15 protein-coding genes are annotated in these 20,409 nt (G+C 40.2%); 4 read left to right on the top strand and 11 right to left on the bottom strand.

Going from position 1 to position 20,409, the window contains the following annotated elements; genetic code table 11:
• The first annotated feature begins 11 nt into the window (after positions 1–11).
• Both NDQ71_RS19605 and NDQ71_RS19600 read left to right on the top strand, forming a co-directional pair.
• The gene (locus NDQ71_RS19605; protein ID WP_110957776.1) at positions 12–503 is read left to right on the top strand and encodes a winged helix-turn-helix domain-containing protein; all 492 of its coding nucleotides are present in this window, start codon (positions 12–14) and stop codon (positions 501–503) included.
• Positions 500–1,054, top strand: coding sequence for an IS630 family transposase (locus NDQ71_RS19600; protein WP_110957775.1), 555 nt, complete (start codon positions 500–502; stop codon positions 1,052–1,054). Before NDQ71_RS19605 ends, NDQ71_RS19600 begins: the two co-directional genes overlap by 4 nt.
• A 55-nt stretch (positions 1,055–1,109) precedes the next feature.
• On the opposite strand, the gene NDQ71_RS19595 is transcribed toward NDQ71_RS19600, so the two are convergent.
• The 3 genes from NDQ71_RS19595 to NDQ71_RS19585 are packed head-to-tail and all read right to left on the bottom strand — an operon-like array spanning position 1,110 to position 5,366.
• Positions 1,110–2,678: a Tn7-like element transposition protein TnsE gene (locus NDQ71_RS19595; protein WP_301562983.1), complete on the bottom strand. Its 1,569-nt coding sequence runs from the start codon at positions 2,676–2,678 to the stop codon at positions 1,110–1,112.
• Positions 2,675–4,222, bottom strand: coding sequence for a TnsD family Tn7-like transposition protein (locus NDQ71_RS19590; RefSeq protein WP_301562982.1), 1,548 nt, complete (start codon positions 4,220–4,222; stop codon positions 2,675–2,677). Before NDQ71_RS19590 ends, NDQ71_RS19595 begins: the two co-directional genes overlap by 4 nt.
• Position 4,223: 1 nt before the next feature.
• Entirely contained in the window at positions 4,224–5,366 is a 1,143-nt protein-coding gene (locus tag NDQ71_RS19585; protein WP_367318022.1) for an AAA family ATPase, read from the bottom strand.
• Between the two features lie 172 nt (positions 5,367–5,538).
• On the opposite strand from NDQ71_RS19585, the gene NDQ71_RS19580 reads away from it, so the two are divergent.
• Positions 5,539–6,675 (top strand): ISAs1 family transposase, encoded by a 1,137-nt coding sequence (locus NDQ71_RS19580; RefSeq protein WP_024602346.1) that lies wholly within the window; start codon positions 5,539–5,541, stop codon positions 6,673–6,675.
• On the opposite strand, the gene NDQ71_RS19575 is transcribed toward NDQ71_RS19580, so the two are convergent.
• The 6 genes from NDQ71_RS19575 to NDQ71_RS19550 all read right to left on the bottom strand — a co-directional run bounded on the left by NDQ71_RS19575 (position 6,662) and on the right by NDQ71_RS19550 (position 15,838).
• Complete coding sequence (locus tag NDQ71_RS19575; RefSeq protein ID WP_301562981.1) at positions 6,662–7,132, bottom strand: hypothetical protein; 471 nt, start codon at positions 7,130–7,132, stop codon at positions 6,662–6,664. The two genes, NDQ71_RS19580 and NDQ71_RS19575, sit on opposite strands and share 14 nt — an antisense overlap.
• A gap of 22 nt (positions 7,133–7,154) precedes the next feature.
• Complete coding sequence (locus tag NDQ71_RS19570) at positions 7,155–9,254, bottom strand: Mu transposase C-terminal domain-containing protein (RefSeq protein ID WP_301562980.1); 2,100 nt, start codon at positions 9,252–9,254, stop codon at positions 7,155–7,157.
• Positions 9,238–10,053: a TnsA endonuclease N-terminal domain-containing protein gene (locus NDQ71_RS19565; RefSeq protein ID WP_301562979.1), complete on the bottom strand. Its 816-nt coding sequence runs from the start codon at positions 10,051–10,053 to the stop codon at positions 9,238–9,240. Before NDQ71_RS19565 ends, NDQ71_RS19570 begins: the two co-directional genes overlap by 17 nt.
• A 119-nt stretch (positions 10,054–10,172) precedes the next feature.
• The gene (locus tag NDQ71_RS19560; RefSeq protein ID WP_301562978.1) at positions 10,173–12,233 is read right to left on the bottom strand and encodes a glycoside hydrolase family 3 protein; all 2,061 of its coding nucleotides are present in this window, start codon (positions 12,231–12,233) and stop codon (positions 10,173–10,175) included.
• A gap of 49 nt (positions 12,234–12,282) precedes the next feature.
• Entirely contained in the window at positions 12,283–13,059 is a 777-nt protein-coding gene (locus NDQ71_RS19555) for a family 16 glycosylhydrolase (protein ID WP_192542550.1), read from the bottom strand.
• A gap of 76 nt (positions 13,060–13,135) precedes the next feature.
• Positions 13,136–15,838 (bottom strand): TonB-dependent receptor, encoded by a 2,703-nt coding sequence (locus NDQ71_RS19550; RefSeq protein ID WP_301562977.1) that lies wholly within the window; start codon positions 15,836–15,838, stop codon positions 13,136–13,138.
• A 493-nt stretch (positions 15,839–16,331) separates the two neighbouring features.
• Between NDQ71_RS19550 and NDQ71_RS19545 the strand changes: the two genes are divergently transcribed.
• Positions 16,332–16,889 carry a TMEM165/GDT1 family protein gene (locus tag NDQ71_RS19545; RefSeq protein WP_301562976.1) on the top strand — a complete coding sequence of 186 codons (558 nt, stop codon included), beginning with the start codon at positions 16,332–16,334 and terminating at the stop codon, positions 16,887–16,889.
• On the opposite strand, the gene NDQ71_RS19540 is transcribed toward NDQ71_RS19545, so the two are convergent.
• Both NDQ71_RS19540 and NDQ71_RS19535 read right to left on the bottom strand, forming a co-directional pair.
• Positions 16,886–18,100 (bottom strand): PepSY domain-containing protein, encoded by a 1,215-nt coding sequence (locus NDQ71_RS19540; RefSeq protein WP_192542547.1) that lies wholly within the window; start codon positions 18,098–18,100, stop codon positions 16,886–16,888. The two genes, NDQ71_RS19545 and NDQ71_RS19540, sit on opposite strands and share 4 nt — an antisense overlap.
• A gap of 17 nt (positions 18,101–18,117) precedes the next feature.
• Positions 18,118–20,265, bottom strand: coding sequence for a TonB-dependent siderophore receptor (locus tag NDQ71_RS19535; RefSeq protein WP_301562975.1), 2,148 nt, complete (start codon positions 20,263–20,265; stop codon positions 18,118–18,120).
• Between the last annotated feature and the right edge of the window lie 144 nt (positions 20,266–20,409).

The following is a 20,409-nucleotide window of genomic DNA, read 5'->3' as shown; positions in this document are numbered from 1 at the left end:
ATTATAGCTATATGAAAGAATCAAACCCAAAACACAACCTAGATGATTATGACTTTGGCGAACTGGCCAAAACTGAAAGTAACGCCAGAGCCAGAACACGTCTTTACATCCTTCACCAATATCGCATTGGCAAACACAGCTTTGAGATTGCAGAAAACCTCAACATCAACATTGAAACCGCACGACGTACTCGTAGACGCTACCAAGCATCAGGGCTTGATAGCCTCTATGACAAACCAAGAAGCGGCAGAAACAGCAAATTGGCTCCCGAGTACATAGAAAGCTTTAAACAACTGATTGTTGACAGCCAAGCAAAACGGGGCGGCGGCAGACTGACAGGACAAGACATCCAAAAGCTTGCTCACGAGCATTACCAAGCAAGCTATAGCGTCAATGGCATTTATGAACTACTGGCTCGAATTGGTATGAGTTGGATAAGTGCCAGAAGCCAGCATCCGCAAGCTGACATTAACGCCCAAGAAGCCTTTAAAAAAACTTCATAGAGCAGGTAACTGCCATACTGCCCGAAGATACCAAGCTAAGCGATGTTGACATCTGGTTTCAAGATGAAACCCGGATTGGCCAGCAAGGTTCAATCACCCGAATATGGCATTACCGTGGTAAAAGACCCAGAGTAGTCCGTCAACAGCAGTTTATCTCGACTTACCTTTATGGGGCAGTATGTCCTGCCACAGGTCAAAGTGTGGGACTCATCATGCCTTATGCTAATGGCGAGTGTATGAAGCGGCATTTACAAGAAATTAGCCAAGCTGTACCCAAAGGTCGCCATGCGGTTGTGGTGATGGATGGGGCGGTATGGCATAAAGAGCGCTATAATTTACCAAACCTGACTATCTTGAAGCTACCGCCTTATTCGCCTGAATTAAATCCGATTGAACAGGTTTGGCAGTATATTAAGCAACACTGGCTATCAAATCGCTGTTTTGATAGTTATGAAGCTATTGTAGATGCCGCCTGTCAGGCGTGGTGTAATTTTGCTAAACAGGTGGCTACGGTTAAGTCGCTCTCTGCTCGTCATTGGGCAGTGCTTTAATTATTGGGTTTGGTATTATATAATTATGCTCGTTTTTTATATGAAGCATCCGCAATCATTCAGCCAAACCTAGAACTGTATCCAATCGCTTTTGCCATCGTATAAAATCGTCACTACTTTCAGTAAGTTCAAGCATACTTTTAGGATGGTTCAAGGTGTACACATCGTCAAATTTTTTTAAATAACTGGCCTTAGGCCAACGCAGTGATCTCTTAACAACTAAGCTCAAAAACTCATCCATATGATCGTCCCAGTAATCTAAATCATTGATTTTTATTATTAAGGTCGATATTGGCTTAGAGTTGTCAGTAGTATCTATCTCTAAAATGACGAACTGAGAAGTGTCAGTTTTGACTCTTACTTCAAGTAAAGACCGTCTATTGCCGTCCATCGTTCTATGTAGCCTAGAGCGCCCAACAGCAGGTAAAAAATGTAGTTTTTCAGTACAGTCAGTCTTAGGTCGTTCTGATAGCATCTTGATTAGTAGCTTAAAGGCTTCAAATCGTTGCATATACAGTTCTAAAACATCGCTGTCATCATCAAGCCCAGAGAAGTCCGCTTGGCATGCTGTGCCGTCAATCGCGGCCTCATCTGTACCAAGATCTAGCTCTACTAACTCTTCATAATCTTCAGTCTCTGCTCCTTGTGCGCATGGAACTCTTTTTTTGACAACTTTTCGAGTTTCTATTGGAGTTGCAAAGCTAAAGGAAGTTGTTGGCACCTCTATCGTTTTCGGTTTAGTGTCAATATCTGCTTCTTGCTGATCATCAATGGTATCACTACTGACTGAACCATTTGGCTTAGCTACATTACTTGTACCGCCACCTCTCGTACCAGCTTTGAATTTCTCACTATAAAATGGCACTTTTTTGGGCAAAGAGGAGAGAATATTACTGATCCCTATAATTTCATGGACATAGTAATTGCCAGTATCCTTGTGCATCCAACCTCTAGTGTCTAGTGAGAGGTTATCAAGCCGTGGTGGACTAAATTTAAAGCGCCATGTTTCCTTGTCTTCAGTTTCCTGAACTTCTTCAATAAAATTTTTGGCAATACTTTCATAGGAAGAACGCGCATTTCCATCTATTAGTATCCAAGCCAGTAAGCGTCTCTGTCCTTCGTGATCAAAAGTTTTTAAAGGTAGAGAGCTTATAGGCAAAACATTTACCAATACTGAATCATCTCCCATGTCTTGAATCCAAAACTCTCTACTGAGTAATCCGTGATCAATACAGTTTCGAGCAAGATAGGCATTATGAAAAAATAAAACTCGTGCAAACTCAATCTGAGGTATATGGACCGTTACTGTTGACTCATCTGCTCTGATATAGTCAAATACAAAGGTATTACCACCACCTTCTGAGTCGATACCTACTTGCCAATTAGCAGTAGAGACATTACTCAAAAAAAACGGATAACCACCCTTACGAGATTGCCCATCTGGAGGATTTATAACCCTTCTTTTCGCGAGAGCTGGTAGATTCGATAGCCTGGTATGTAACACTTTATTTTGTCTATCACTTCTTACACATAGCACAAGGTTCCATGACTTCAAGTGTTTAAACTTAAAAATATTAGCAACATACATTATTTTCGAGTCTTCAGGAAAGCCTTTAGCGATCATATACTTACCTTGTTTATTCGCTTATTTGCAATACTGTATGCATGCTCTAGGAACCTACTAGACTCAGGAGTAATTCGCTCATCACTCAATTTAGCCAGTCGTAATATTTCCCAGCGCTGTAAAGTTTGATTGTTCAATATACTATCAATTAATATCTGGCTTAACCGTCTTATTTGATAGTTACTAACGTCTTCACTATATCTGTTCAAAAATGCTGAGACTAAAGGTAGCTTATCTTGATTCTTCTCAATCATTGAGACTGAATCAGTTTGATTCATCCACCACTTTTTTGATTTACGAGGTAATGTTAAGTCGAAACATGTGTGATCGTTTATTTTGATCAAAGACCTCACAAACTCGCTATCTCGCTTTTGCCAATCTACAGTGAATCCTTTAGGTATGTGACGTTGATGGTAGTTTTTATTTGTATTAATAAACCATGTCTTATCGTTACGATATAGCCATGCATAAAGAGCTTTATTAACTTTTCTAGCTTCTTTAATCGATTGCTGTTCTTTAATCAAGTCTAACCATAGGTTTCGATTTGACTTTACCAATTCACTGTCAGGCTTTATGGTATTTTTCGCTTTTGTAATTTTACCAGATAGGGTGGTTTTCTGGCTTTTCACCTGCATTATTATTTCTTCAAAAGTCCATTCTTGCTCCAATAATGAACTAATAGCGATAATATGTTCAAGATAACTGAACGATTTACGATGTTTACGAAAAATACCGCGAAGCCAACCTGTTTCACTGTTAAGTCTATGAAGATTGTTCGTTTCCAAAAACTCTAATGACCATCTATTTTCCACCTTTTCTAGTATACGAAGATGATCGATATGTTTAGACCCTCTTATACAGTTACTAGATCGAGCTAAACCGTGGTAAAAAGCAGTCCATTGCTCAAAAGTCGGAGAAGATTGTTCAGCTAAGGATAAAAGCTCAGATATTTTAGAAATGAGGAACCTATTATCTTCATTGACACTTCCTTGTGGATTTATATTACAGTTATGTGGAGTAGGGGCAATAAAATCATGACGGGAGTTAGGACGATATTCAACTGAAGAATCCGCTAATGTTCCATGCTTGCTACAACAAGTTATGCCTGGAATTTGCCACATACGTGACCAATACCATTCACCATAATCTTTAAACTGCTCATTAAAACATTGTGGGCAGTAACGGATATATTTTACTGAGGGCAGTCTTGATGCATTACTCCCTATTGCTAAGTGAATAGCGCCTTGCGAATGATTAGCCATCCATCTCAAACATTCTTGTCGCCTAGACTCAGGGATAAAAGGAGCATACAAAGGAAAAAGCGTATGCTGGTATGCAATATAATTCAGATTAAAACGGTTATGAGGATAGTGATTCGCTATTTTAGATAAATGGCATGGCAAATCAACAGTTGCAACTACTCCTCTATCTTCAAAAACATCATCTAATAACTGCTTTGGACTAATCAATCCAGCTCTAATCTTATACCTAGCAACTGTGCTATAGATCAATTCTTGAGGGTATGGCATAGGAAGATTAATCATACTAACTCACCTTAGGTAGCCAGTCGTTAATATCAAATATTAGCGATGTAGAATCTTTTAAGTGCTCATAAAATGAATGATCTTTTTCCTTTTGAGTGAACTGATAACGTAAATCTTCAGAATCAAGCGTATGCCAATCCTTTGGTTTGATATAATTCGATTTTTTGGTACGATCAATCGTTTGAGAGTCATCTTTTAAATTACTGTTTCCAACTTTAACCTCTTTCGACCATTCTAAAATAATAGACATCAACTCGGGCATAGAGGCTTCAGGTAGCTCAGAAACTGCCTTTTTAACTGTAGGAACTAGTACAGGGGAGTCTTTCCCCATATCGACTAACATACGATGTAATCTAATGCTTAGTTCGCACCCCTGATATTCTGATACCTCATCGAACTCAGACTTCTTTTGATGTAGCTTACTTTGAAGCTGCAATAGCTTTTTATCAATGTCGGGTACTACTAGATCTGAAAACTCGGCAATTTTATCTGATCTACCAGATTGTAGGGCTTCTATCATAGGATGGATGGGTCTTAGATCTTCATCATAAGTGGTCTGCAGTAGTTTAACCGTAATACGCTCTATCCCTGAATCTATGGCTTTGAGTTGAGCTAGTACAAAAAGCTTAACTACGATATCTAAAATGCCTTGTGATAGGTCATACCAACGATTTCTTACATCATCAGGCAATATGACATCTGCTTTTTTCAACCATTGATATTTCCACAAATTATCTGTAAACATGTTCCATTCAGATTTATATATTTTGCCATCTGCTAAAATTATATTTGGGTCTTGTGTCATCTGCTCCCAAAAAACTGAGCCAAAACCTGCTCCACGTCGAGCTGATCTTAGGTCTCCTTCAAATATAAATCTAGCTTTTGGTGTTCCAACCATAACGACAGGAAGACCTACCGTATTTACTAGCGTCACAAAAAAGTTTAACATTTTCTCAGCACCGCCAGATTTATTAACACTGAGATGCTGTATTTCGTCTATTACTAACAGTCCTATAGCATGATGATTAGATATCTGACGCATCAAATTCAATAAAGTTTCAATACTATGTCGTTTTAGCGCATACTTTTTTTCATAATTAGAGTCTAAAGCTTGGTCGATTGCTCTAAAAAAGTGAAGGCACAGGCTTTTAAGTGAACCGTCATGTGGGCAGTCTACTCTTAAGTAGACAATTTGAGTAAAGTTTAGTTCTGAATGGTAAATGACCTGAGGGTCACGGCAAGATCATTATAAATTGAACTTATAGAATATGTAGTGATCAGATCAAGGCATAATAATCACCTTGGTCACGTAAAATATGAGCGCTACTTTTCTGAAACACTTTAATTCAATTACCGATCCTCGCATTGAACGCTGTAAAAAGCATGAGCTTATCGATATTCTCCTTTTAGCCATTAGTGCAGTAATCTCCGGTGCACAAGGATGGGAGGATATTGAAGACTTTGGGCATCTAAAACTTGATTGGTTAAAAAGATATGGCGCTTTCAACGCGGGTATTCCAAGACACGACACCATAGCCCGTGTCATTTGTCGGTTAAAATCAGATGAAATAGAGCATGCATTTCAATCTTGGATATCTTCACTTATTGAAACCACGGGTGCTGATATTATTGCTATGGATGGAAAAACTGCACGTCGTTCATTTACAACCAAAGATAGAAAAAGTGCTTTACATACCGTCAGTGCATGGAGCTGCCAACACCAGTTAGTTTTAGGGCAAACAGCCGTTGATAGCAAAACAAATGAAATCACAGCCATACCTGAGTTACTCACCATGCTAGATATTGAAAATAGCATCATTACACTTGATGCTATGGGCTGCCAGCAAGAAATAGCGAAACAAATAATTAAACAAAAAGCTGATTATATCCTAGCGCTCAAAGGTAACCATTCAGGTATGCAGAGTGAATTAGAAGCTTGGTGGCACAAGAGTGAGCGCGAAGGATTGACCAATAGCAACTATGATAAACATACCGAAATAAGCTCAGGGCATGGGCGCATTGAAACAAGGGTTTGTCAGCAATTGCTTATTGATAAAAGCTGGTTAGATAAAATCTACCAATGGTCTGGCTTAAAGAGTGTTATTCAAGTAACCGCTGAGGTTCACGATAAATCATCAGGTACAGACACGATAGAAACGCGTTGGTATATTAGTTCGTTAGCGTTAGGTGCGGAGCAAGCACTTAATGCGGTACGAAGCCACTGGCAGGTTGAAAGTATGCATTGGATGTTGGATATGAACTTTAGGGAAGATGAATCAAGAATCCGTAAGAAGCAAGGACCCCTTGTTTTTAACGTAATGAGAAAAATAGCCATGGCGTTATTTAAACAAGATACAACTAAAACAGCCAGTATGGCGAGAAAAAAGAAAATGGCAGGGCTAGACGATGATTATCGCTCAACCCTGTTAGAATCTGGGATTAAAATGCGCTAGCCGTGACCTGAGGGTAGGTCGATAGGATTTTATTAAGGGTAGTCGTTTTGCCACTACCTGAGCAACCTATAAAGGCTAGGCTACGAGCTGTCGAGGTGACGGCTGGAAATCTAAATGAATCATCTTCGCCCGACATTAATCTTTCATAACCATTCTGAAGACGAGTATTTAAGGAGCCATCTTTAGGGTTACGCCCTACATACCCCTCACGAATCATTATTGATAGTTTCTTTTCAAGGTCAATATGGCGATTAATAGGATAAAAAAACTGTCCCATCATTTGTGAGATCAAATGAGCTCTTACTGATGTAGATGCCTGAGTATCAGAAGTCGTGAAATCTAGGACACCTTGTATTCTTTCTGCAACTTGCTTTGGCTCTAAAACTGCAGGCAATGCCTCAATAAAAGGGTTCCCTTTGTAAGAACCAAAGCTTTTTTTATAAACTGCATTAATCATTACTGTCTCCAACATTCTGTAATCAGTCGTCTTCAGATAAAATATCATGATAAATTGGGAACTTAAGAGCTAGTTCTTCATCATCCAGTTCACTCTGACTTCTCATGCTTTTTTTTGTCGTAGGCAGTTGAATTAACTCACCTTTTTTAAAATTACTTTTCTGCCTGTTCTGTCGCTCCTCATCTTTAGCTAACCTTTTGTTATCATTAATATTAGCTAACTGAGCTGACTTGCTTTTAAATGCCGTTGGTTTAGCCTTCATAGCTTCTTTGATGATCTTTTCATTTTCTCGTTCAAGGGTTTCTAATGCGAAACTACTTTTAAGCTCTTGATTAGCAGCTGTTTTTTTCTGCTCTTCTTGTATTTGCCACACCTCCCAAAAACTACAGCCCTTAAACTCTCTTGATCTATCGGATAAGTGGGCTTTCCAATAATTGAGGCTACCTTGTTCATAAAAGATAAAAATTGTATTTGCATCTAAAGGGTCGTAAGCAACTTTGATCGATTTAGGTCTATTGATTGTGTTTTTCCGATGAAGCCAGCCTTTTTCTCTTATTTCAGCACAAATATAGTAATTACCAAAGAGCTTGATACCTAAATCTGAAATGCTGGCTTTTTTTCGAGGTAATAGCGCTATGTATAAAGCATCCGCTGAGACAGCACGAAGCCTACCTGTTCGATGTTGTAACCCCCACTTCCATAATTCAATAGGAACTAGAGGTAAGTCAGATGGCATATCACTATCTCTATCATAGTGACTTAATTGATGAGCATTGTTATGCATCAAAATTGAATTAATAAGAATTTTTTTTAAATCTGAAATTGTTAAAGCAGCATCTAATCGGTAGTCGTTGCCACCTTTTTTCTTCTCTTTAACCCCTGTGACTACTCCTGGCGCAAATGGTTTGAATTTTGCCTGCATGGTTTTAAAGTAACGCTCCACAATAGGCTTTAAGTCGCCACGATAAGGAGGGGTATTCTCTACTCGAACTGAAAAGCTTTTTTCCAAGGTCTCAATTTGATGACCTAGTAACTCTCCACGATCTGCGAGAATTGCATCTGGCAAGCCTATACAGGGCCAATCGTCAGCTGTGATATTAATACCATTATTTTTACAGTAACTTTGTTTATCCGCTACTGCCATCTCTAAGGCTTGAATACTCGTGGCATAGGAAGGGTTTTCAAATCCAATATAAAAACCTGCTACCATGCGGCTAAACACATCTGTAACGAAGTAAATAACTGGACGACCTACAATACTCTGTCTATCTGAATCAGATACTAGATAAATATCTGCAATAGTAGCGTCGATCTCATAGCGTGAACCAGGACCAAGAACTTGAGTGTTAACAGTCGAGCTTAACTGTCTCACATCTTTGTTATAACTAATTTTATTATATCTGGCTTTAAGTTTTTGAACGGAAGTAAAGTTCTTGTCATAAAAGTATTTAAACTGCCAGATACTAGGAAAGTCTTCTTCTTTAACATTTGGATTTAAAGAGCGATACATTGTTTTAAATTTTCGGTAAGCATAGACTACTGTATGCTTGCTATCGTTTAATAAATACTTATTTATAGTAATTGAGAAGAGCCTTTCTACATCTTCGTTAATAATGGCAGTAACCCCTTGCTTATAGAGCCTAGGCCTACCTAGCTCCTTATCTTTAGCAATACGCTTTTTTCCTTTCGCTCCAGAATTCTTATAGTTCGGAAGTAGAGCATTAGGTACTTGGCCTTTTTGCCAATACCTACGAAGTAACCGATATAGCGTTTGCTTTGTACTTCTTTTAGAGTCAACAATCTCATTAATGAACTTTGCACGTTCCTCTGGAAGGTAATATAAAGGGTGACTTACAATAGGCTTAATAAGCTCATAACTTTCGTCTCGTTTTAACTGAGCTTTACTGCCATCTTTTGGAGTTTGTAACAGTAAATTTTGATGAGGATCGTCAGTGATATAACACACACCCTCTTCAATCAGATTTACCAGATCCTTAATAAGTACAAGTTCAGGCAATGCGGATGTACGATCAATCTCGACCCAAACAACTTGCTCTGGTAAAATGCTTAGTATTCTATACGTTGAACCTTGATTACTATAAACATCATTGATTCGCAGCATATCCAAGCTCCTCAGTCATCAAATCCCAATAATGAGAGTTACTTATTTGAATGTCGCTACACTTTAGCTTTCTGAAGTCTATGCGGAGGTCGAATGTAAAGAACCTCAGCCCTAATAATGCTCTCAACTCATTAAGCGAACTGCCTACCTCACTGAAATATGCAGTATCAATATCTTTGCACACAGCAATAATGCTTTTTTCAGGATATCTGGTAAATTCCTTAGCGTAAAAATTCAAATTGTCTTGACTATCAATTGACCTATTTAGATTAGTTTCTGGATATAGCCATTTAATGTTATTTTGAACGGCTATAGGTATGTCTTTTTCAGTGATTATCTGCCATGAAATACCTTTAGAGTGCCAGTATCGACGCTCTATCTCTAGTTTCTCTATAGTTCTGGGCTTCATTAGATCTTTTGAATATTTTGCCTGCAAAACAAATTGACTAAGCTTTTTATTAGAGCTCACAACGTAAAAGTCTGATGTCATAACATGAGTATTGCCTCTAATAGCAGGATGCTTTACTTGCATATTTTCTGCAATCTGAAGGGTTTCATCAAATTTAAGAGGAAATTGCTCTCGAATATCTATTATTTCTTGACTCCATTCAAGAAATAGAAATGTTGCTAGCTCTAAATCAGACATTAAATGATGAGTACGTCTTGTTTTGTGACCGAAAACTCTATGAGAGCGACCTGACGAAGATATATCAGATATTTTTATCCAAGGTTTGTAATCGGCAAACTCCCCCTGTCCTCTACCTTCTTTAAGCCACTTCTCTTGTTTTTTTGAAAGCATAAAAAACCCCCTGCTAAAGTTATATAAACTTTAGCAGGGGGTAATAGTGGAGTCAACAGTATGATACTTTATTACTCAGTATGAATCTTTATTACTCAGTATGAATCTTTATTACTTGCTCACAACACTTTTTCCGTGCTTGTATCTGTCAGTTGCCAAGTCATACTTTTGGCTAAGTTTCTTACAAACAAGGGATGTGAATCACGGTTAACCGTTTTTTTAGGGCTCGTTTTTTCACTTAAAACAGGCACAGTTATGTTGTCCTGATACGTTAAGCCATAGCCATAAGCAAATAATGGCTCATAGTCTGTATCGTTTAAGTTTAACGTATACTGGTCATCATATTTAGGCCATGAAAAGCTCAACTTACCCGTAAAGTCAGACTGAGTTTTACCTTGGCTATCCGTTAACAATACATCTGCAACGCCCTCACCTTCAGAGCCTGGTAACCAAGCAGCTACAAACGCATCAGATGCGTTGAGCTCTTTATTAACCCACAGTGGTCGGCCACTTAAAAATACGGTAACGACTGGGATATTATCAGCTTTAAGCTGCTTTAATAATGCAAGAGCATGTTTAGTTTCATGCTGAAATTCTAGCATCTCGATATCACCAAACCATTCTGCATAAGGCTCTTCACCAATTACCACTATGGCTACATCAGGCTTGTGAGTATATTCACCAGACTCGCTTAAAGTGATCTTCCCACCCGCTTTGCTTACTTGCGACTGTAAACCCGAAAAAATAGACGTAGCATTAGGAAAATCACTATTGGTATTGTCTGTGCCCTGCCAAGAAACACTCCAACCACCCGCTTGCATATTTATTGCGTTTGCGGCTTTACCAGCGACCAAAATACGGCTATTCGCTTTGATTGGTAGGATATTTTCGTTGTTTTTTAGTAAAACCAGAGACTTGCGCACCGCTTCTCGTGCTAAGGTGCGATGCTCAGCAGCCCCTAACCACTGCGGATGCTGTGATTCAGGACGCGCTGATGGCTTCCCCTTAGAAAACACCCCCCAACGGATTTTAGCCCTTAAAAAACGCCTCACGGCATCGTTAATTCTTGATTCTGCGATCTCGCCTGTTTTCACTTGCTTTACGGTATTATGATAAAACGCTTCAAAATGCTCTGGTACCATGATCACATCAACACCCGCGTTTATTGCTTGCGCGCATTGTTCAAGGTCGCAGCCTTCAACAAACTTATGGGCATTCCAATCACTGACCACAAAGCCATCAAAACCAAGTTTATTTTTCAGTACGTCAGTCAATAAGTATTTGTCGCCATGTACACGCTTACCATTCCAGCTGTTGAACGATGCCATGACCGACTGCACGCCTTCATTGATTGCTGAAAAATAACCAGCGCTGTGAATGTCTCTTAAACCTTTTTCATCGATCAGTGTGTTGCCGCGATCGATGCCTCGCTCAGTGCCACCATCACCAACAAAATGTTTTGCAGTAGCAATACGATTACTGCCCGCTAAAAAGTCATCACCGATTGTGCCTTGAATGCCCGTAACCATTTCCCCTGCATAACTTTTCACTAGGTCAGGGTCTTCTGAGTAACTTTCATAGGTTCGACCCCAGCGGCCATCTCTTACTACAGCAACAGTAGGAGCAAAACTCCATTCAATACCAGTCGCTGACACTTCTTTTGCAGTGGCCTGACCGATGCGCTTGATCAAATCAGCATCGCGCGCAGCACCCAGCCCGATATTATGTGGAAATAACGTTGCGCCATACACATTACTATGACCGTGCATTGCATCGGTACCCCAAACAGTAGGAATCTCAATCCCATCAAGGGTTGCGTCTATTGAGGCCAGGTACATTTCATCTGCATATTTTAGCCACGTTGCTTGATCCGCCCGTTTGTTACCATAAGGCGCAGTGTTCCCACCATTGAGGTATGAACCAAAACCATACTTACGCATTTGTTCAAAACTTAAATAACCAATTTCAGGCTGGATCATCTGCGCCACTTTTTGCTCTATGGTCATTTTTGCCAGTAGTTGGTCAATCTGCGCTTCAACAGCTGGGTCGCGCTTAAGCTTGTTGTTTACATACGGCCAGCTGACGTGCTCACTCACTGCACTAAATGATGATTGACAAGTAAGCGCGGCAACGACGGGCAATAAACACAGTGCTAATTTAGAATATTTGATTTGAGACATTAAAAACCTTCGAGTTTAAATTCTATTTATAAATACAAACTTATTAATTTTATTGAGGAATGTATTCAATAAAATCATAATACGCCCACGAAGGGCTGCCATAGTATTGACCAGGAAAGTAATTGCCTTCGGTCGAATTATCGCCATTCCAGTGGTTAATCATTATTTTTGTATTATCCACCGGCCATGCATACGCTGGTATTTCATTTTCAGCTAAATGACCATCGCCATTGTCTTTGTAAAGCACTCTTATTGTTTGCTCCGTGCCTTGCGAATCATATAAATACCAACGAATTGATGAACTAGACCAATCAAAGCCAATAGTTAATAAATTTTCTCGGTAATCAAGCCCATATTGACTGAGATCGATGTCCTTTTCCCAACTTTGATACGTACCGCCTTGCGGCTGATAAATAACATTAGTATGAACCACATTACCAAGAGAAGGCAAAAGTTCGATATCAATTTCTTGCCAGGCACGCCCAGGCACATCCCACCATGAAGTGTAAGTAAAAATTGAAGACACCGTTCCTGCGATATTGCCCGACTTAAGGCTACCCTGTACCTTACCAAAACTATAAAAATTGTTGCTTTGCAGCTCTGCACATGAACCTTGAGCCAAGGAAAGTGTAACGCCATGTTCACTTGGGTTGATCATTGCGGGGCTAAAAACACAGCCAAAAGGCGAGCCATTGTCGCCACTTCGGGCATTCCAAATGGAATTATCGTAACCCCACGAAAAATTATCTTTAAAATAATTTGCATAAGTACATGGCGAAATAAACACACAAGCCGCAACTAACGAGCTAATAAGCGTTGTTTTCATATTTGATCCTTATTTGAATTTTATACCTCCCACAGTGGCATCGTGACTGTGGGAAGGTTAATTGTGGTGAGGTTATCTAGAATGAAAAACCAGCTCTTACACCGTAATACCTTGGCATACCAAAGCTGCCTTTTGGCACGCCTTTGCTGGTATTATTCCAATATTGAATCGTTTCATCAGAGGCATTATTAACGAATACTTCTGCGTACCAGTTTTGCCCTTGCGGTTCATACTTGATTGATGCGTTATAGACAGCAAAGGCATCACGGCTATCGTCAATATATTGAGTTGCCTCATCCGACACACTAAAATCCATGTCATCTAAGTGTTTATCAACATTCCATACCGTTGAGTACGAGTCATCTTTCCAGCTAGCATTAAGCCAACTATGAATAAAGCCATATTCACCTAAATTAAATGTGTGGGTATAGCTAATGTTCGCCGTGTACTGAGGCGTCATTGCTAAGTTGTTGCCTTTAAGGTTGGTTGCAAGCAAGGTATTTTCAGGATCAATCGACTCCTCGTAAGAGATATCAAACAGGTATTCAGAATCATAATCCCATTTAGTATTCCAATCTTCAGTGATTTTTGCATCCGTCCAAGTGATATAACCGGTAATACGGCCGTTTGGATACGGCTTCCAATCAAATTCGAATTCAAGGCCTTTGATTGTCGAGCCCGGTACATTTTGCGTGTAATAAGCAATCACAGGCTGGTTTTGAAAATCCAGTACTGGCTCCCCGTTTTCATCTAAAACCGGTGTACCATTGTCGTCTTCAACAACCGATAAACGCTCAACGTTACCAATTGAGCCAACAGAGGCGTATTGCATGTCGGTATAATCTGTGTAGAAAAATGCCGCTTTTAAGTTTAAAGAGTTATCAAAAAAGCTAGACTTAGCACCAAGTTCCCAAGTGAGTACTTCTTCTGGGTTAAACTTGGTTTCAAAGCGCGTTACATCGCCTGTTCTATCATTGACAACTTCATAAACATCACCAATACCACCGGCCTTAAAACCACTGGCAAGGTAAGTATAAATCATGGTTTGTGCTGAAACGTCATAGTCTAAACCAACACGAAAATCATGATGTTGCCAACTACCTTTATTGTCGTTTGCAAAGTATGAAGCATAAATAGCGGGATCTTCATAATAATCAGCGGGTAGATTATTCAGATCAGTTCTATTTAACCAGCCTACCGCGCAACCATCCGCATTAGAGCAACGGTATGTTCTACCGCCTTTGTCTTGTTTGGTTTCGTCACTAAAGCGATAACCGAATGTGGCATGCAATTTATCGGTTAATTTGTAGGTACCTTGCCCAAACAAAGCGAATGCATCTGTTGAACGATCTGGTTGATCCCAAAAGGCTTTATCATCCATCGGGTTATCGTAATAACCTAAGGTGGTGGTTTTTTCGTGGAAATAGTTAGCACCAACAATCCAGATAAAATCACCATACTCATCTGACTGTAATTGCACTTCTGTTGAAAAAGATTCAGCGCCAGTGCCATCTAAGAAGTAGGTTGCCCCATCCCACGGATCAAGGCCAACTTCGCTATCCTGTGCTGAAGAGCGCTCCATATTTTCATAACCTAGTAACCACACCAGTGAATATTGATCATTAATGTCGTAGTTAAAGGTGTTTCTCAGGTAAGTGATATCTAAATTAAGCTCACCAGGTACATTCACAACAGCTTGGTAGGTATTATCGCTTGGTAAAAAGTTAGAGCAATCACCGCCCAATTCAGCTGAGCGTCCGCGTAGTTTGTCGCAGTTTACTAAATCAAGGTTGTTATTGCTGTCATTAACATACTTTTGAAAAACCGTATGGTTCGAAAAACTGCCATCTAATGGCTCCCAAAGAGTACTAATTCTGAACGAGTACTCGTTGGCATTATTGTAAAAATCGCTTTTATCAGCCGGTGTTAATTGGCGTACTTTTTGCGCCTCTGGATCTGTGCCTGCACCATCTATCCACCAGTTTTCACGCTGTGTAACGGTTTGTCCGATACCTTGATAAGAGTCTTCAGAGATAACTGGTGCGTTGAGTATATCGTCACTTAATCGTCTTGAGTCATATTGGTTGGGGTCATAATAACCCTCAAGATAAGAGTCGCGCTTAAGGCCTTTGGCAGAAAACCGCACTGCAAACTCTTCATTGACTGGAATATTGATCATAGCATCAATATTTTTGCTGTTAAAATTTCCCCCTTCAATATTTAGGTTGCCGTATAAATGCGTGAATTCAGGCTTTGCTGAAATAACATTAATGCTACCAACTGTTGAATTTCGGCCAAATAGTGTACCTTGCGGTCCCCTCAGTGCTTCAACGCGATCAATGTCATACATCAAAGCAAGTGCGCCTTGCATTCTTGGCGAGTAAATACCATCAAGATGCACACCAACAGCGGGATCGCCAAGCTCAGTAATATTAGTGGAGCGTACACCACGCATAGAAATAACTGGCGCTGATTGATCAGTCGCTGTAGAAATATCTAAGCCAGGTACTAGGTTGGCAATGTCTTTAACACTATTTACGCCATTTTGCCTGAGATCCGCTTCTGATAATGCAGTAATGGCAACGGGTGTTTCCATTAACTTGGTTTTACGCTTGGTAGCTGTAACTGAAATAACTTCTAATGAGGTGCTTTGTGCGTCAGCAGTTTTACTTTCATTCGCATTTATTGCGTTATCAGTAGCTGCTTGTTGGGCATGTACTGGGAATGAACAAGCCAATGCGACGGCTATTGATAATGCTTTTTTATTTATTGTGTGCATGTTCGACCTTTTTGATGTGTGTGTAAACGTTAAATTTTGTTACTTTTATTTAACAGTCACACAGTATCCATAGGGTCTTTTTTGATTACTAGCCAAATACGCTAAAGCGAGTGAGATATAATACAAGCCGAAGTTAAACACAGCACAATAAACAAACTGGTTTAATAAATTGCCTGCTTAAAGCGTTATTGCTGCCAATTATGTCAGGCTGCTTCTTGATATGGTCACATTTCAATTTAATACATAATGCCATGCTTGTACCTTTACTTTAAAAATAAATTATGGCAAAGTGCGCGCTTCTCGGGGGAGTAGCCTGCTTGACCGCTTTGTTATTAAAGCGCGGCAAGTAAACTTATCAACATAATTGCACCACATGTGCATGGTAAGTTTGTAATGTAGCAAGCATTATCGGCAAGACCTGGGTAAACACTATCCTCATGGCGGGAGATAGGTGTTTACCTTGGTTTAATGTTCCCGCCTCGTAGAAGTAAAAATGGATACCTTTATCACATCAACCGTCACCGTTGCCCTAGCCGAAATAGGCGATAAAACCCAGCTTTTATCCTTGTTACTGGCTGCCCGTTTTGCTAATAAAACCGCACTTATATTAGGTATTTTGGTCGCGACTATCATCAATCATGGCTTATCTGCATGGTTAGGAGATTATCTCGCGGGAAGCTTTACCTCTGAATACTTACCTTGGATTGTGAACAGCTGTTTTATTATTATTGGCTTATGGCTTTTGATCCCCGATAAGGATGAAGAAGTAAGCAATAAATACGATCAATATGGGGCATTTTTAGTTGCTTTAGTGCTATTTTTTATCGCTGAAATAGGTGATAAAACTCAAATAGCGACCGTGTTACTTGGTGCGCAATATCAATCGGTATTATGGGTCACTATAGGTACTACAGTCGGTATGTTGCTTGCCAATGTGCCAGTGATTTTTGCAGGTAATGCGTTACTAAAACGTATTCCTCTGGCAAAAGTTAGAATGCTAGCAGCCTTAGTATTTGTGGCACTGGGTTGCTACGGCTTAGTCACTAGTTAATTATTTGACTGAGTTATTCCAAGCACTGGCGAATACACAGTTGCCGGTGCTTGGCGAACACTAAAAGTTTGTATGGTAAGCAACAGTGAATAACCTATCAGCAGCATACTTACCGCTCCCATAATACCAAACCACTTTAATAATGACGGTTGCTTGCGTTTTACTCTGAGCCAATTCATATAAAGCCCCGCTACACAAATAAACGTCATCAAAAAACCAAATAGCGCCCAAATTAATTTAGTACCAAGCCCCGCAAAGTTACCAAAATGCAAAGGATCCGCAGTGTCTTTAATGCGCGCGACAAGCGGTAAGTCAGCAGCCTTTTGAATAGCTAGCACATCTGTTGAAGCTGCATCTAAGTACACTTTATTGGCTCGTAAGCGCACTAAAATGTCATTGTTATCACCTAATACCATCACCGCTTTATTTGCTTTAGTTGGATATTGTATGGCGCGAATATGTAAACTTGGAAATGCCTGCTGTGCAGCACTAATTATGGTAGCGCTAGAGCGTGGTTGTTGAGCATTACTTTGCAATTGGCTAACTGTTGCAGGCGGTTTTACATAGTGGTCAACTTTCGCTGTTTGTAAGCCATGCTCGACTAAGTACCACACGCCAGTAACGGCCATAACCACAATAAACCAGTAGCTCCAAAGCCCTAGTAATTTATGCCAATCAGCCCAGCTGCTGCGATTTGTTGTTTGTAATTGCCGTGGTTTTTTTAACAAATGTCGCCACCACTGCCGGTATACTATAGGGCTAGTAAACACTAAAATAACCAATAAAATAGCCAAACTAGTGACAATCAGCTTGCCCGTCCAGCCCATGGATAAATTCATGTGCCAGTTACGTAAAAAGCGCGATACTCGCCCCCACTGCCCTTCGCCAAGCCACTGACCAGTTGCTCCATCAACATACACAAACAAAAACTGTTGCTGCCACTTAAGCGACACTTCGGTTGCTAGGTAAGATTGCTGATGTCGCAATATGCTAATGATTTGACTACCAGGGTAACGCTCAGCCAGGGTATTTTCTATAGCAGTAAAGTCAATGTTAGGGGAATGCGAGAGCGCTCGAAATTTACTATCACTAAGATACTCAATTTCGTGACTCAAGGTTGCCAACGTGCCCGATAAGCAAGTTATCAATAACAAGCTGCCAACAAAGAGTCCTGCCCAAGCATGTAAGTTAAACCACTGCTTTGCTTTCATATTGCTAAATTAACAGCTTAGAATGTATATTTAGCTGACAAATAAACACGGCGCGGTTCACCAGGGAAATGCCCTGCACGGGTTATAAAACCGCTTGATGCGTATTCTTTATCAAACACATTTTTCACTGAAAGCTGCCAAATCCATTGTTGGTACTCGGTTTTCCATGCCATGTTATAAACGGTGTACGGCTGCACTTTATAACCATCCAGGCTTACTTGTTCATCAACATAATCAAGACCCGCTGCGATTGATGAGTGTAATTGCGGTAACTCATAGCGTGTCCATACTCCTGCGGTATTTTGTGGCGCATTGGCGAATTTATCGCTGCCACTTGCTTGCGCTGAAAACTTTTCACTTTGCTCAACAATACGCGTATCGTTGTAGGCGTAACTTGCTGTGATCACTAAACGTTCAGTAACATCGCCAACAATCTCTAGTTCAAAACCACGACTATCAACTTCACCTAATGCTTCCATTTGGTCAATACCTGTGTCTGATAACTCAGTACTGGCTTGCAAAATATTATTACGAATGATCCGATAGCTTGCCATATTCACAGCTAATGAGTCATCCAATAACTTAGTACGTAAACCTAGCTCGGCGATATTGCTGTGCTCTGGTTTAAATGGGCCGCCTACATCAGGATTTTGGTTACTGGCCGATTGTGGCATAAAACCGGTGCCATACAGCGCATACGGGAAGAAAGTGTCGTTTAAGTTATAACTGGTACCAATACGATAGGTTACATCGCTGTCTGAAAACTCGGTGTTATTAAGTACATCGGTATCTTCAAAGCGGTCGTAGCGCAGGCCAAAAGTGACATTCCAGTGAGCGGTTACGTCAACTTGATCTTGTGCATACAGACCAACTCGTGTTGATTCAGTACTCGATAGACGCGGCGTTACGTTTTCTAAATCATAATCATCTTTTGCGGTAAGTCCGTATTCAGGGTTTAAAATTGAAATACCCGGCACTGGACCGCCTTTACTGGCTTGTACCGCTGTTCTATATTCTGAGTCAAACTCATGTTGATACCAATCAACCCCCACCAGCATGACATGCTGCATAGCAGCCAGCTGCGTTTGTGCAATCAAATTAGCCGTTAAGCTTAGCCCGGTATTTTCGCGTTGTTGATCACGAAACTCTCGCTCACTCCAATCCAATACGCCATCACCGTCGGTATCACTGAGTCCACGCGGCTCATGATAATTTTGATTCGCTTCATTATTAAAATAACGGGCAGTGACATCGGTACTAAATACATCATTAAATTGATGTTTAAAGCTGGCTTGAAACACGTCGGCAAGCACAGTTTGGTAATCTGTTGCTTCATTATGATTCCAGCTAATATCGGCAATAAAATGGCCATTTTCATCCACTGGCACACCGCGTAATCGTGCTCCACCAAGCTCTTGATCAATATGGGTATATTGCAATACTAGGTTGGTGTCGTCTGTAAAATCAAAACGATAGCCTAAATCAATGATGGTGTTGTCTTCACTGGTATTTTCACGAAATGGCTTATCTGAGTCTTTATAAAGGCCCACTCGGTAAGCTTGTGTTTGCTCATCGTTAACACTGCCAGTCGATTCTAAAGCTGCGCTAAAAAAGTCATCATTGCCTACTTCCAGTGCTAAAGTGGTGTTGCTGGTATAGCTTGGCTTTTTGGTCATGTAATTGATAATGCCACCAGGGTTACCACTGCCATATACCGCGCCACTAGGGCCTTTTAATACTGCCACTTGTTCAATATTAAATAACTGCGGTACTGCAAAACCACTAAATGGGTCACCTTTTACGCCATCATACAAAATTTCGTCTTGACGAAAACCACGAAACGTCACCCCTGAATAGCTAAAGCCATTTACACCTGCAATATTGCTATATAGGTCGGTCACCTGACGTGCAGCCTGATCGCTTATCAATGCTTGTGGAATAATCTGTATCGACTGCGGAATTTTTTCAAGCGGCGTATCTGTACGCGTGCCAAATGTTGACTCAGTAGGCCGGTACATTGAAAAAGCACGTCCTACCACTGAAATGGTTTCTATGTCTTTTTCTGCAACAGTTACCGATTGTTGTTGCTCGGTTTCAGTTTGTGCTATTACAACAGGAGTAACAAATATGCTAGCTAGTGCGATTGAGATTAAAGAGTGTTTCATTGATATTTATACAGCAATCAAAATAATTCATCGCATGATAATGAAAACAACTATCATTTACAATACTAAAAAGTCATTAATCTTATCCTAGCATTTCAGCCTTATTATTTACTTTGTTAAGTTATTTTTTTAGGCTCAGTCGCA

It is taken from the genome of Pseudoalteromonas sp. KG3 (assembly GCF_030436385.1).
Lineage (GTDB): Bacteria > Pseudomonadota > Gammaproteobacteria > Enterobacterales > Alteromonadaceae > Pseudoalteromonas > Pseudoalteromonas prydzensis.
This window is presented reverse-complemented; position numbering and strand designations above follow the sequence as displayed.